Genomic DNA, 14,100 nt, shown 5'->3' with positions numbered 1-14,100 from the left:
GTCCCCGCTACCGTCAAATTCCTCATGTGTTACTCAACGGTCCTATCACAGCATGATCCATTGCACCGCATAACTTGTCACCGTCGGGGCGATCGCGGAGAACCAAGTCTGGACGTCAATCGACGTAACCATATCTCTTGTAGTAGCGATTACGATAGTAGGCTGCGCCGTACGTGTCGTAGCGGCTCATCACCGACACGTTCACCTTGTTAAGGACTGCACCGAGCAGGCGCTCGCGCACAACCGGTGTTTCACTCAGCACGCGCTCGACGATATCCACCTTCGACTTCGCCCATTCGATGACGAGGATATAGGAGTCAGCCAGCCCTCTGGTCGCCCGAACGTCGACGACCGGCGCCAGCGGGCTAAGATCGAGCACGATGCGGTCGTAGTGCTGACGTAGCTCTTGGAACAGCTTTTCCATCTGCTGGGAGGCGAGCAGGTCGCTCGAATTCGAGAAGCGCGATGTGATCGCACAGGGAAGAAAATGCAGATTTGTCTGCGGGTCGATCCAGACCACGTTCCTCCAGTCGGCTTGGCCGACGATGACGTGGATCAAGCCAACCTGCGCAGCCGGCGTAAACCTGGCGGTGAGGCTTGGATTGCGAATGTCGCCGTCGATCAACAGTGTACGACAGCCGCTTTGCGCCAACGTCTGTGCCAGCGCTTCGCTGATGGTCGACTTGCCCTCGTTCGGAAGGGCGGAGGTGATGCCCAGCACCTTATTGGATGCGGAACCGTAATTTGCAAGGTCGCTGGCCAGCTTGATTGATCGAAATCCTTCCGCGAAGCGCGAAAACGGGGCGTTGATCACGTACCGCCCCACGCTCTCGGCGGTCGAAAGCAGGCGGTCGCGATGCGGCTGCGGCTGGCTGGAACCCGGCTCCGGCCCCTGGAGTGGCAACGTCGTGCCGAATCCGCCGTATTTCGGTGGCGCCTGCTGCGGTTTGGGCCTGCCGCGTTTACCAAACCGCCAGGCCTTGCCGGGGAGCGCGGAAATAGCGTTGACGACACCTTGCTCGATGACTGGAATTGAGGCGAGGCAGCTGGTCTGCACGAACTGCTCGACCTGGGAAGCAGTTCGGAAGACGCGATCCATCATGTCCAGCAAGATCGCGACGATGCCCGCGAGAACCGATCCGCCCACGAACGCTGCAAGCAGGATGAGTGTCGTTTTTGGCGACGTCTTGTTGGGAAGGGTCGACGCGGCCTGTGTGATCACCCTCGCTTCGGTAATGGGAAACGACTGCTGCTGAACCGAAACCATGTACAGCTGCAGGAAGTTGTCGGACAGCGCGCGGGCGCTCTGCGCGTTGCTTTCGAGATCCCTCAGAACGATTTGGGCTTGGCTGGTATTATTCGACACCGCGATCGTATCGTTCAAGCTCTTCTGGCTGGACTCTTCTCGCGCCTTGGCGATTTCAAGGTCGCTCTTGTAGACCTCGGCCGTACGTCGCAGTTCATCAATAATCGAGCGTCGGATCTCGCGCATCTGGTTGCGCAAATTGACGACAGCCAGATGCGTCGATCCATATCGGTTCGACCAATCCGCCTGCTTGGCGTTGTAGTCGAGATAGGTCTGGCGCAATTTGGTGATGACCGGGTTGGCCATCGTCTCGCTCACGGTCGCAAGGTCGTTCAGAATGACCGTGGAATCCTCGGTGTCCGCATTCAATATCGTGGTGATGCGTTCGAGCTTGGCTTGCGCCTCGGCCCGCTGGCTACGGGCCGTTGTCAGCGAAGTGTTGATTTCAGCGAGCTGCTGCTCGGTGAGCAGTCTCCCGCCTGCGTCGACGATATTGTTCTTGGCCTTGAAATCGGCGACGGCGCGTTCGGCGGTGGATGCTTGCGACCGCAATTCCTTCAATCGGTCCTGCAGCCAGACCGCCGCTCGCCTGGACGCCTGATATTTCGACTCCAGGGAGTCCACGATATAGCCGTCGGCCACCGCGTTGGCGATCTGCGCGGCCTGTTCCTGCGACAACGCCTGAAAGGCGATCTCGATGACATAGCTCACGCCGACGCGTTTGATGCTGAGACCGCTTGCAAAGCGAGCGAGAGCTCCGCGCAGCAGTTGTTCTTCCGTGGGCGGCTTCGATTCCGAAAAAAGTCGGTAAATCGCATCGCTGATGCTGCTGAGCACTCCGCCGCCGTCGCTCATGAACTCCGGCGACTCGACTAGCTTCAGGTCCTTGATGACCTTGGAAGCGATCGCTTCGGACTTGAGGAGTTCGACCTGACTATCGACCATCGCCGAGTCGATGGGGTTGTCGCCGCCGCCATTCGTCTGCGCTTGCGTCTGCAGGCCCTGCATCTTGCGGCTATCGATCATCAGGATAGCCGTTCCCGTGTATCGCTTCGGCGCCGTGAACACATAGACGCCGGCAAGGCAGATGCACAGGAGCAACGTGAAGATCATCACGGGGTACTGTTGGCTGATCAGCGCAAGCGCAGAGGAAATCGTCTGCTCCAGCGATTGAGCCTCTGGGGCAGTGGGTTCGATTTCGCGCGATGTGATTTTTGTTTGAAGCATCCGGCTCGCCTACGTGAACCTATTGTGACTTGCGATGTGCGATATCAGCCTGGCCGTGCCGCCGCGCCGAATCAGTGAACATGTAGCGCGGGTCGAACTGCCTGACCGTCAGCAAGAGTTCGACAGAGCGGGATATGGTGGTCGAGGTGGTGGCTCTCGCGAGTTGACGGGTGCCGCCGACAACATCGATGGAATAGCTAGTTGAATAGTTTGACACGTTATTGGCCAGGGAAGGTTCGGCAACGCTGGGCGCGACTGTCGGTTCCGCTCGCCGCAAAGTCGTCATAATGCGCATCTCCGCCAAGCCCGCCTGACACCACCTTCAGGATGGTTTGCACTGCGTTGGAAGATCATTTGTCCGCCGACAGGATAGAGATCGAGCAAATCCCTGCCGACGGGATGGAACAGCGCCGACTAACCGCCAAATTCTGCGATGCAATATCGGCCTGAGTATGACCAAGCGAGCAGGAAAGACCGCAATGGGTAAACGCAGATCATGTCTCGGCGCAGCGATCGGGGACGAACGAGTGCGAAGGAAGCCCAGTTTGAGAGCCATCCGCTGCGGCGGCAAGCGTCTGTTCCGAAGTTCCACGGTTGATTGATGGAAAAACAGGCAATCCGTCGAGATCTCAATCAAAATCCTTGATGGAGGATTCTCGCTTCCATTCTGCAAGCGAGCTTGCCAGGTCGTATTCGAATTTGAATCCGCTTGCGAGCAGGCGCTTCGGCAGAATGTTCGTAGAAAACCACAACTTTCTGATTCGGTCGCGATTGATGCCGGTCTTGATGCCGACGGCGTGCAGGATCTCGAATGGAAGCACGGCGAGATTCATCAACCATACTGGAATCGTTATCGTTGGCTTGGTGTATTTGGCAGCTTGGGAGAACGCCGAACAAATCTCGCTGATCGTGTAGCGGTGCTCATAGCAGAAATTGTAGATCGATAGGCTGTCGTTGCGGGACGCCATGAACAACATCGAGGAGACCAGGTCCTTCACGTAGCCGCACGACTTGATCGTGTCGGTTCGGCCCGGATAGATGAAGGCTCGCCTTTCGAGAAGCCGCGACAATCGCGTGAAATTGCCCCGTTCGTAGCGCCCATAGATAACAGCGGGGCGAACGATGGTCAGCCGCCTGTCCGGGGCCTCCGACTGCCACAGACGATGGATCGCTTCGGCCGAGAGTTTGGAGCGTCCATAGGCGCTGACCGGCGCCGGTGTCGCATCCTCGTCAAGCGGGGCTTCGGTCGGGCCGTAGATCGATATCGAGCTGGTGAAGATGATATTCCGGTTGCCCGTCTCCTTGGCAAATCGGCAAACATTCACCGCGCCCAGCACGTTTGTATAGTAATAGTCGCCCTCGGGATGGCCGGGGGTTACGTGGATTGCAGCCAAATTGAAGATATCGGCAGGCATTGCGCCTCCGAGCTTTGGATCGATCGCCTCACGAATATCATGATGAACATATTCGACACCATCGACGCGCGCCCTTGGCTTGCCGATATCGACCGAGACGATCCGGTCGTAGCTCCTGGAAGCGACCAATCGCGTCATCAGATGAGTGCCGATGAAGCCCGCGCCGCCGAACACGATAGCCTGGGTAGAATTGGACATGCGCTTAGGGGTCAACGTGGGTGAAGTTGCTGGATCATGTGGGGCGAATTTCCGTCGGGGTGCTGAGTGACCGAGGACGTGAGACAGGCTACCGCAAAGTCGCATAGAATTCGGGCTATGCCGCTGGGGGGCAATGAGGCGGGCGATCGTCGATCATTCGTCTGCCAGAACCCTTTGCGAGCGGAGTTAGAGGTTAGACCTGGGCGCCGGTCTCCAGCATCTCGATGAGGCCAAAGCCGGCAATATGATGAAACGACACTTTCTGGCCCCCAAACAAGACCGCCGGCGCGGGGGAACCCACGGGAACGATTTCGACACCGGACGCCGCTAACGACTCGAGCACCAGTTCAGCATTTGGGCACGCGTAGCACAAATGATAGATCATGGAACCGGTTCGCTGTACGAGCTTGTCAATCGGAGAGGGGCCGTCACTCGGCCAGATAACTTCGACATCCGGCATCAGGGGATGATGCCGCATGGCGAGGTTGACCCTTTGTATCGGATCAAAGGCAGAGTTTCCCGCGGTGTAGCCGATCGAAGCCAGGTACAGAAACGCGGCTTCCGGAGAAGCGACCGCGAGCCCCAGATGATGGAAGGCCAGTTCAGCTGGTGCAGGAACGACACGGCCCACTTTCATGCCCTCATGCTTTCTTCTCGATTAGAGCGGCGAACTCTCCGACATTCTTGAGGTTTCCGATTTCTGAAGCGGAGAACTTCACGCCGAACGCCTTCGAGACCGCGAGTACCAGGCGGATATGGGACAGGCTGTCCCAGCCATCGACGTCGTCCGCCGTGGTCTGCGGCGTGACATTCAATTCGTCCTCGTCGAACACCTCCCGAAAAATGGCGGTGAGCTTGCTATAGAGCTGAGACTTTTCCATTTGTTTTATCTCTCGTGATGGTGACCGGCCGTGTTCGGGCCGCGCATCGCGTCTCAATTGGATTTCGGGGCAGCCAATACGCGTTCAGAAGACTGGAGGGTTGCAACCGGTGGTTCTGTATCGTCCTTTTCCTGGCAGACGAATGAGTTCAGCGCCATGGCGAGCCTGGTTGACCATATCTGGGCCAGGTGCCGCTTGGCGTGGACCTCGTCGGAGTAGTCCAGGTTCTCGTCGAGATCATCCATGCTCAGCGAGGCAAAGTTCGGGCGGCGGCTAAATTCCTGAACTACGCCCTTCAGGGCTTCCTGGTAACCTCGCTGGTAAGGACTGGCATCCCGATGCCAGGCGGGGATCGGCAGATCCACAAGCAAGACCTTCTCATCGGAGTCCAGCAGCGCAGCGATGGTCTCCTTCAGCACGTCGACCTGCGCACGGGAAATCTCATCCTTGCCTCCCATGCTCACTTTCCAATACTCCAGAGCCTCCTGCTTCTCCCGCTCTGACATAACGACGCTCTCGCGCTCGTCATCGGTGCGCTGCACGGAGGTCCGTCCGGTAAGGACCAAATTGACGCTGGCTCTGGTTTGGCGCGCGAGCTTTTCGAAAAGCAGGAACGGACGCAACGCCGTCACGCCCCAGTCCAGCCATTTCGGCGGCAACACCGCGACGGCTCCATCCGGCGTGCGGCGGTAGAAGCCATATCGGTATAGCTCGATATCGACGTCCGTTTCCCCGCGATGGCGGTCGCCTTCGGCGTACTTCACGTCTGAATCGACAAACATGCCGAACCAGGTGCCAATGACGAAGGTGTTGAGCCGGCGATTCTGCTCATTCTGCACCTCATGCACCAGATCGATCACCTGCTTGACCTCGGAAATGTTGGCGCCGCCCATCCCGAGATTGCTCACGCCGGCACAGCTGAGATTCGGTTGCACCATCGCCTGTCGGAAACCGACGCTGGTGTTTGACGCTCCGACGAGAATAACTTTCCTACCAGGGTTATCCAGAACGCTGCGGCCGAGGACAACATATTTCGGGACAGTCATGTAAAGGGTTCGTTCTGCGGCCTGGAAATCTCGCGGACCGCCTCCTGGAGGGTCTTGAAACACCAGGAACGATGCGCCGCCGAGCAGCACGTAAAGAATGGTGAATGACAACAAGGTCAGCGCGGTCTGCCGAAGGATGTGTTTCAAGTCAAAACGCCTTGTAGACGAAGTCCGGAGCCTTGTGCAGCAGGGTGGCGACGGCGACGATCGCCATCATCTTGCTTGCCAGGGTCAGGTTCCTGACGATCTCCCCACTCTGGATCGCCGACAGAGAAATCGGGATGTGTACACGTGCCCTGATCAGGTCGAGGGCCAGAGCAGTTATTGCGAATGCCGCAATCAAGACGACGAATGTGCCCAGTACGCCGGCGACACCGAGGCGCACCAACAGGTCGGTGAATTGAGGCAACTCCGTGACCCACAGACAGGTGAGAGCGAGTGCGAAGTAGCCGACCGTCAGGCCTCTGGCAAAGTAGATGTAGGCGGTGGATTCGGTAAGCGCCCGATAGCGCTTTTTGCCAAGGCGCTGGACGCAGGCCTCCTGCCAGAGCTTGTTGATGCTCGCGCCTGCTCCCATCAGGAAGCCGTAGATGACGAATACCGCCGTGGTGCCGTGCCACACCCCCATGACCAGGAACGTGATGAAGAATGCCAGGACGCCGAGGTAAGCGGTCAGAGTACGAGAGGGCAGCCGTGCCATTAGAAACATTAGAAGCGGGTTGAACAGATAGAACTTGAACCATTGTGACAGCGTCATGTGCCACCGCTGCCAGAATTCGAGGAAGCTGCGCGCCGTGAACGGTTTGTCGAAGTTCTCGGGCAATGACTGTCCGAGCAGGCGCCCGATACCGATGACGATGTCCATGTATCCGGAGAAATTGAAGTAAAGATAGACGGTGTAGAACGACGCGGCCATGGCGTAGACCGCACATAGCTTGAAGAAGGGCACAGGTGCCGCCTGCAACAATTGCGGGCTGAGAAACGTGAAGGCGTAGTCGGCGGTGGCGGCGATAATGACGAATTTCACGTAGCCGGTGACAATTCTGGAAAGCGCGTCATAAACGCTGGATTCGTCAAGCTTTGCCGCAGCTTTTCCGTCCGTCTCGCTGAAATCCTGATAGCGCTGGATAGGGCCGGAAACGAAACACAGGAAATTGCAGGCATAGCGAAAAAACGCGAACGGACCAATTCGCTCGACCAGATCTCCCGACCGCACATCCGCCATGATGTGCAATATCCGGAACAGGATGTAGGACAAGCCGACGGTCAAATAGGGGAACGGCAGGTGTCCAAGACCATCGAAGAAAGAGAAGCGCTTCAGGAAGATATAAGAGCAGAGTACGGCAACGACGCCGAATGCGAACACGACAGACGATTGGCGGAGATAAAGCACGCGCACGCAAGCATAGCCGAGCGCCAGGAAGGCGAACAGCGGCAGCACTTGTGTGAAATCGCTCAGATAGCTAGCAATGAATATGGCATTTGCGGCCGCAATGACCACCCGCCGATACGGAACTGACTCACTGATGTGGAAAGCAATGACCGTCGCCGTGACGAAAGCGAGGAATATGGGCGATGTGAGACTCATCGATGGGAAACTCGGGGCTGCCTGAAAGTGTGCTGCAAGATTGATTCCAATCACGCCAACGCAAGCTGCGACTCTTCCCGTTCAACCGTCATCGGCAATTCTTCCAACTCGACGTTTGTATCCAGCTCCCAACGACTGCTCGCGTCATTGCCGTCATCGATGCGCGTGAACCCCAACCTTCCGTAGTGTTCACGGACCATCTCGTTGCGATCGGTTGGAAGATAGAGGCCTTCGATGGTTTCGATGCCTGCGGCTCGCGCACGGTGTACGATCTCAGCCAGCACCGCCTGCTCCACGCCACGACCTAACACGCGGCAGCTCATCAGCCAGCTATCAATCGTCCATCGTGCGGAACCGATTGCCCGGCAAATGACGATACAAATGAGGCCGTTGTCCCCGAATTTGTCGATCAGCCTCGCGTGAAGCGTCATGACGGCTGGATCTATCTCGAGTTGCTCGACCTGGGATTCGGTGTACCGCCGCGTCGTCAAGTTGAATTGATTGCTCTTGTTGATGAGCTGTGTGAGGCGGGCGCGCGTCGTTCGATGGAAGGAGCCGAAGACGATACGCATTTCCAGCGATCGAAGATAAGACTGGAGGTCGGTTGTTTGACCCTGCAAGCTAAGCCGGCGCGCGTTGGCCTGATACATTTCGGCGCGCGCGCGGTCTTCTTCGGAGAAGTTGATCGCTTCAAAATACCCGGCCGCAGCCAACGTGCGCGCGTAGGTGGCCGGGTCACTGTCAAGTTCGGGAACGGCAACCTCCGGAAGCTCCTGCCGGATAAGGCCGCGTTCGACCGGATTGTCATCGAGGAAAACGCAGGAATCCAGCCCGAGCGCGAGTTCTTTCGCGATCGCGCGAATGTTGGTCGCTTTGTCGTTCCAATTGGCCTGGAAAACCGCGATATGCTCTTCCTTCAGGAGCATGTCCGGGTGTTCCTTGAACGGCCTTCTGGCGACGCTGTCAGTATTCTTTGAACTTACCGCCAGCACGATGCCGCGCGCGCGTAGCGCGAGCGCGAGCTGCTGCACGGAAAGATGGGCTTCACCGGTCGCGTCGCCTTGGGCGATCTGGATGCCCTCCAGTCCGTCGTCTCCGATAACGCCGCCCCAGACCGTGTTATCGAGGTCGAGTACCAGACAACGGCGGCTCTTACCGCGCATCGCCCCGATGATCCGCGTAACGTGTTCGGCGTAAAGCGGCACAAAGGCGTCAGCGAACGGCAATTTCGCTAGATTCCACAAGGCAGGGGAATGCCAATCCGCCAGCCCGACCGTCTCAGCGATGCCTGCAACATCAAGCAGCCTGTCGCTCGACTGCAGTATCGAATGGCAGATCATCCGATTGATACGATCGACTAGATTCCGGGTCGTTCCCGTCAGCGCGCGGTCAAAGGACCCGAACAACCCTTCGGGAGGCGGCGCCAACGTCTGGACGATGCACGGCGCGCCGCTGTTGCGCGATATGCCGCCGCGGATCGAATCGAGAAGTGCGATCGCGGCATCCGTTGATTCCTTTGCAAGCTGCTCGTTGCCCGGAGAGGGATGCAGCGCGAGTCCGCGATGATCGAGGGCGACCAGGACCGCATCGGGCCGCGCCCTGTTCACGGTTGACTCCGGCGTCAATGCATCCTGCAAAAACTGATCATACGCTCCCGTGATGCATTCGAGCGCGAAGCCGTGGCGCGCAGCCGTTGCGACCAGGACCGGAACGATAAGATCGAGCGTGCCGTTACCGATCAGGCCGAGGCGAAATGGAACCAGCGGGGCAAGCGTTCGTCCGTTTTGTTGCGCTGAGCTGATGACGCGACCCAAGCGGGCCAATTGGTGTTCATCCAGAGCGTGCGTCGCCAACAGCCTGATTTGCCGTCCCAAATCGCTAGAACTGTTTGCTACTTCTCTGCAACGTGACACAAAATCAGCGGGCGGCTTTGGAAGCCACGCTAGCTGCCGATACAGTTCCACAGACATGATCGCCCCACTTGTTTTTTGGCATTGGCTGTCGACGGGGTCGTACTAGCTGCCGCTGCAAGAGCTGTGCCTGCGAAGGCTGGATTGCTCGACATGCCTGGCGTAGTGCCGAAAGTTCCTGCCACGGCTCATCAATGAAACGAAAAATCGGGCAGGAGTTAGTTGGCTATCCAATGATCATGCTGCGATAACAAGATCGTTACCCGCCTGGCGCGTGCGACGACCTCATCGGTTCCATCCGGATCGTCGGCGGAAACGGCGGCGCGATAGTGGCGCGTTCGTCGAGAGAACGATTGCATTGCTCATGATGAGATCTGAGGAACGATCAACCGCGGCTGGATCGGTGTGCTCAATTGAGCTCGCGATATTCAAATTGAAAGGACATCGACCCAGCGGCGATTCCCAGTTCCCTCTGCAGTTTCTGGTAGCCTCCTAGCGGAACGACAATGCAGTCTCTGCTGCCGGCATAGCAAACCTGAACCCGGATCGATTGACCGCAAATGTTTTTAACCAGAACCATCTGGTCGATGATCTTGGGATTGTTGGTTTGTGGTCGTGTCAGTGGATAAACGGATATGCAGAGCTTCCCGTCCGGCGTCTTGTGATTTGGCGCGTAAGTGCCCTCCATGGGTTGAATCGAGCTAGACGGGCGAGTGGAAATGCCGGAGCCGCCATACATCGGTGCGGATGTGCGCCCGAAGCCGGAAATTTGAGCATCGGCCGTCGTTGCAAGTAGCGATGAAACGACCGCTGCGCATATCGCCACGTACCCATCTGATCGCGTCGATCGGTCGTCACGCATCTTCACTGCTCGTTCTGCATAGTTGTTCGGTCAGGACGAACCACATCCGACATATGATGATGGCTGAGGCCGGCTCTCGACAGGAAGCCGCACTTGTCGGCGGCAGGATAGAGCTACAGTTACGGCAACAGAATGACGAAACAAATTGTTCCCTCGACTGCAGGCGACCGAATCCAGCCTCTTCCTTGCAACTGAAAACCCGTGCTAGAGACTGCACTCTTGATGGATCTCGATATATTGAGTGTCCGGTCATCGACCATCTGTCGACTGTGACATCCTGTCTGCCGTCATATGGCGTATCCACAACGCGAGTATTCCCGACGTCCAATGCTGAAGGAGATACCAAGACAGGCTATGTTGCGGGGCGCCGAACCGGCCACCATACCGAGTCTTTCGGTCATCATTCCGAATCACAACTACGCTGCGTACGTGGGATCCGCGATCCGCAGCGCACTGGACATACGATGGCCGAAGGTCGAAGTGATCGTCGTCGACGACGGTTCAACGGACAATTCGCTCGAGGTCATCAACGAATTTGCAGACGAGGTCACGGTCATCAGCCAGCCGAACGCCGGGCAGATGCCGTCCTGTGTGAACGGCTTTCGCAAATCGTCCGGCGACGTCATCATATTTCTCGACTCGGACGATGTCCTGCATCCGGATGTGATGACGGAGATTGCATCCGTCTCGTCGAAAGCTGCGAGCAAATATCAGTTTCAGATGCGTGTTATCGACGCAAAGGGGCAGCCGACCGGAAATGTCCTACCGCAGTACTTCTCGTGTCCGGCCTCAGATGACATCCGCAGGTGGATGACAACGACCGGTGCCTATCCGACGCCACCAGGGTCTGGAAATGCCTACCCGAGATGGTTTGTCGAGCGTGTCTTCAGCTTTGAATCCGACTTTGTCGACCGGGCGCCCGACAGTTATCTCTTGGCGGCGGCTCCCGCCTGTGGCCATGTCGTGACGATCACCAAGCCTCTGGCAGATTATCGCGTGCACGGCCTCAATCATGGGGCCTTCCTTCAATTGGACGATACTCGCTTTGCCAGAGAGATCGACCTCACGCGGCGGCGCTACGAATTTTTTCTGGAGGTGGCGCAGACGATGAACCTGCCCGTGACGCAGCATGCTCTGAACAGGAATCTGACATACCTGTGCTTGCGTACGGCGTCATACCGCTTGCGGCCTGACATCCATCCCATCGCGCGAGAGGCGTCGATTTTCATCCTGGTTGATGCGCTTAGGGCATTCTTTTACCCGCAGGGCTTTTCGACCTCACAAAGCGCTTCGCTGCTGCTGTGGATCCTTTGCGTGTTAGTCAGCCCATCGCGTCTCGAGCGCAAGCTTGTAGGCTGGCGATATGTACCCGCGGAACGGCCAAAATGGATAAAGTCAATGCTCAGCCAACTTCGCGTCCTCCGATAAGGGCGCGAAACGAATTCTATTCCGGACGAACATACACAATATTCTCGCCATCCAGGATCATGTCGAAATCTCTCCGACCCATGGCCTTCTGAAGCGTTCGACTTGTTCGCCGGCCAGGCATCAGCCAGTCGTGCGGCTCTATGATTATCATTGTTGTGCGATCAATCCACTCGGTGTTTTCCGAGAAGAGCTCCTGTTCAAAGCCTTCGATATCGATTTTGACAATGAGCAAGACGCCGTTCGGTACCATCGCCAGCGCGTCGTCAACGGTGAGCACGTGTATTCCCGTCTCGGAGCGGCTTGTCCGTGCGCCCCAGGACAATTGCGAGTTTGTGACCGTGACGAAGCCGGGGGCTACGCCGATTGCAGCCTGGACTACGTACGTATTGGGGCGATTGCCAAGATTCTTTCGGAGGATCCTGACGTTGTTCTCCTCAGGCTCAATGGCAACGATGGAGGCCTCGGGTAAAGCCTTCCGAAACCAAAGCGAGGCCGCGCCGATATTGGCGCCTGCGTCAATGATTACAGGCTTGGCGCCCCGCTTTAGGATTGCTGAATACGAAGCCTCGAGTCTGGCTCTGACCGCCGGATAGCAATAGGCTGCATATTTCGACGAACCGAATATATCCCGAAACGTCGACACATCGCTTTCGCGAGGACGAAGGTAAACACTGCCAATCGAAGGAAGGAAGACTCGCGATGCATTCGCGCCAGTTATCCGAGCGACGTGGCGTAAGAGAATCCGTGGACCGAATAGTCTTACGTCCTCGATATTAAGACCAACATTGTACCAAAAGCTCATCGGTCTGGATTCCTGGTCAGTCTCCGCTGAAGTGGCGCGATCATGCCATCTTCATCGGTCTCATTGCCCCGCGGTGCAGGGGCAAACGGGTTGCGGTTACCGGCCGCGCAACGCCGGAGCGTCGAAGCCGCTTCTGCGCCAACGTCAACAACCAAACGATCACCGCGAACTCAGGCTTCAAGAGTTGTCCGCTAACAAGCCAGGTGAACAGGAAGTAGTTGCAAGCTTCGACCCGCAGGTCGCTCGAATGCAGCCGAAGTACGAAAACTGACAAAACAAGCATAAATCCCAGCAACCCGTACTCGTAAATGAGTTTCGCCCAGGTCGGATCATTCACCTCATACTTGACCTTGAGCAGACCGATTTCCCGCAGGTAGCTGCCGGCCCCGTTGCCGAGCCACGTCGAAAAGAAGCCGTCGTCGAAGCTGTGCGCGATCATGTCGAGCGGTGCCACAAAGCGGGCATACGCACTCGTATTCGGCATCGTGAATTCGTCGAGGCGGTTTAGCCAGACATCCAGATATGGAATGTCGGCGCTGTAAAGTGTGAACAGTACCACGACCACGCCGACCAGACATGCAACGAAGACTGGAATGCGGGCTAGCGACCGTGGAAGCAGAATCCCGGCCATGATTCCGATGACGCCCGAACCGGAGAATGAACTGACCAACCCGCCGGCAAGAATGCCGAGAACGTGCCATCTGGCTTTCGTGCAATATTCGAGGATGATGGCGAGAGCCATCACCAAAGACAGAGTCGAGGATTCGCGAAGGAAGAAACCGTTTGCCTTTATCAAGCCGGCGCCTTCGCGGCTATAAGTATATGCCCCCTCGCTCCGTATCGCATCGGGTAGCACAAAGTGAATATTCGTGATGAAGGGGCTCTTCACAGCATTTACCGCGACGATCTGAATAATGGAAATCACAGCGATCACGGTCGCCGCAGACACGAACGTGCGCTGGATGTAGTCCTGCACCGGCTGCGGATCATGGACGCTCTTCAAGCGGAAGCAGAACGGCACGTACAAGGCGGATAGGAGCAGAAGCGAGGTCCACGTGCCCGAGGTGTCGGAAAACGACATGCGGAAAGCCGCGAGGGCGATCGCGCCGACGAGCAGCAGCAACGACCAAAGGCTCAGCGATACATAGCCTGAGACGAGGAGATAGGATGTAAACAATGCGTAAGAGAGGAGATCCGCCGAGACCGGGAAAGTACCCATGTTGTAGGCAATTTGCGACAAGAAGAGAGGAGATATCACCGACACCCAGACTACGGCCTTTCCCTTTCTGTCCAGTTCCATCTCCATTCGTGCGGTCGATGTTTGGCCGACAGGAGACGGTTCATTCATAGGGAGATCAAAGGTCACCGTATGCTGCCCTTTCGGTCAGTTGTGCTGGCATGCTTGGGTGCAATTCAGTCAAATATCTTTATTCGGAA

Annotated in this window: 12 protein-coding genes; 1 reads left to right on the top strand and 11 read right to left on the bottom strand. The window is 57.2% G+C overall.

Annotated elements, in window-relative coordinates:
- Positions 1 to 115: 115 nt before the first annotated feature.
- The 9 genes from QA640_RS34355 to QA640_RS34315 all read right to left on the bottom strand — a co-directional run bounded on the left by QA640_RS34355 (position 116) and on the right by QA640_RS34315 (position 10,433).
- The gene (locus QA640_RS34355) at positions 116 to 2,419 is read right to left on the bottom strand and encodes a polysaccharide biosynthesis tyrosine autokinase (protein WP_283042971.1); all 2,304 of its coding nucleotides are present in this window, start codon (positions 2,417 to 2,419) and stop codon (positions 116 to 118) included.
- A gap of 133 nt (positions 2,420 to 2,552) precedes the next feature.
- Positions 2,553 to 2,819 (bottom strand): hypothetical protein, encoded by a 267-nt coding sequence (locus tag QA640_RS34350; RefSeq protein ID WP_283037231.1) that lies wholly within the window; start codon positions 2,817 to 2,819, stop codon positions 2,553 to 2,555.
- A 343-nt stretch (positions 2,820 to 3,162) separates the two neighbouring features.
- Complete coding sequence (locus tag QA640_RS34345; RefSeq protein ID WP_283037230.1) at positions 3,163 to 4,146, bottom strand: NAD-dependent epimerase/dehydratase family protein; 984 nt, start codon at positions 4,144 to 4,146, stop codon at positions 3,163 to 3,165.
- Between the two features lie 193 nt (positions 4,147 to 4,339).
- A complete protein-coding gene (locus tag QA640_RS34340) occupies positions 4,340 to 4,783 on the bottom strand; it encodes a VOC family protein (RefSeq protein ID WP_283037229.1) in 444 nt (147 codons plus the stop codon).
- 4 nt (positions 4,784 to 4,787) lie between these two features.
- Entirely contained in the window at positions 4,788 to 5,027 is a 240-nt protein-coding gene (locus QA640_RS34335) for an acyl carrier protein (protein ID WP_283037228.1), read from the bottom strand.
- Between the two features lie 53 nt (positions 5,028 to 5,080).
- Complete coding sequence (locus tag QA640_RS34330; protein ID WP_283037227.1) at positions 5,081 to 6,220, bottom strand: hypothetical protein; 1,140 nt, start codon at positions 6,218 to 6,220, stop codon at positions 5,081 to 5,083.
- 1 nt (position 6,221) lies between these two features.
- On the bottom strand, positions 6,222 to 7,661 hold the full coding sequence (locus QA640_RS34325) for an MBOAT family O-acyltransferase (protein ID WP_283037226.1): 1,440 nt from the start codon (positions 7,659 to 7,661) through the stop codon (positions 6,222 to 6,224).
- A gap of 50 nt (positions 7,662 to 7,711) precedes the next feature.
- Positions 7,712 to 9,514 (bottom strand): HAD-IIIC family phosphatase, encoded by a 1,803-nt coding sequence (locus QA640_RS34320; protein ID WP_283037225.1) that lies wholly within the window; start codon positions 9,512 to 9,514, stop codon positions 7,712 to 7,714.
- A 466-nt stretch (positions 9,515 to 9,980) separates the two neighbouring features.
- Positions 9,981 to 10,433 carry a hypothetical protein gene (locus tag QA640_RS34315; protein ID WP_283037224.1) on the bottom strand — a complete coding sequence of 151 codons (453 nt, stop codon included), beginning with the start codon at positions 10,431 to 10,433 and terminating at the stop codon, positions 9,981 to 9,983.
- Positions 10,434 to 10,760: 327 nt separating this feature from the next.
- On the opposite strand from QA640_RS34315, the gene QA640_RS34310 reads away from it, so the two are divergent.
- Positions 10,761 to 11,861 (top strand): glycosyltransferase family 2 protein, encoded by a 1,101-nt coding sequence (locus tag QA640_RS34310; RefSeq protein WP_283037223.1) that lies wholly within the window; start codon positions 10,761 to 10,763, stop codon positions 11,859 to 11,861.
- A 16-nt stretch (positions 11,862 to 11,877) separates the two neighbouring features.
- Here the strand turns inward: QA640_RS34310 and QA640_RS34305 are convergent, their stop codons facing one another.
- Together QA640_RS34305 and QA640_RS34300 are read right to left on the bottom strand one after the other, a co-directional pair.
- The gene (locus QA640_RS34305; RefSeq protein WP_283037222.1) at positions 11,878 to 12,504 is read right to left on the bottom strand and encodes an FkbM family methyltransferase; all 627 of its coding nucleotides are present in this window, start codon (positions 12,502 to 12,504) and stop codon (positions 11,878 to 11,880) included.
- A gap of 199 nt (positions 12,505 to 12,703) precedes the next feature.
- Complete coding sequence (locus QA640_RS34300) at positions 12,704 to 14,029, bottom strand: hypothetical protein (protein ID WP_283037221.1); 1,326 nt, start codon at positions 14,027 to 14,029, stop codon at positions 12,704 to 12,706.
- Positions 14,030 to 14,100 lie beyond the last annotated feature (71 nt).

Source organism: Bradyrhizobium sp. CB82, from assembly GCF_029714405.1.
Classification (GTDB): Bacteria; Pseudomonadota; Alphaproteobacteria; order Rhizobiales; family Xanthobacteraceae; genus Bradyrhizobium.
Note: the sequence above shows the minus strand (reverse complement) of the source record. Positions and strands in the feature narration are given on the sequence as shown.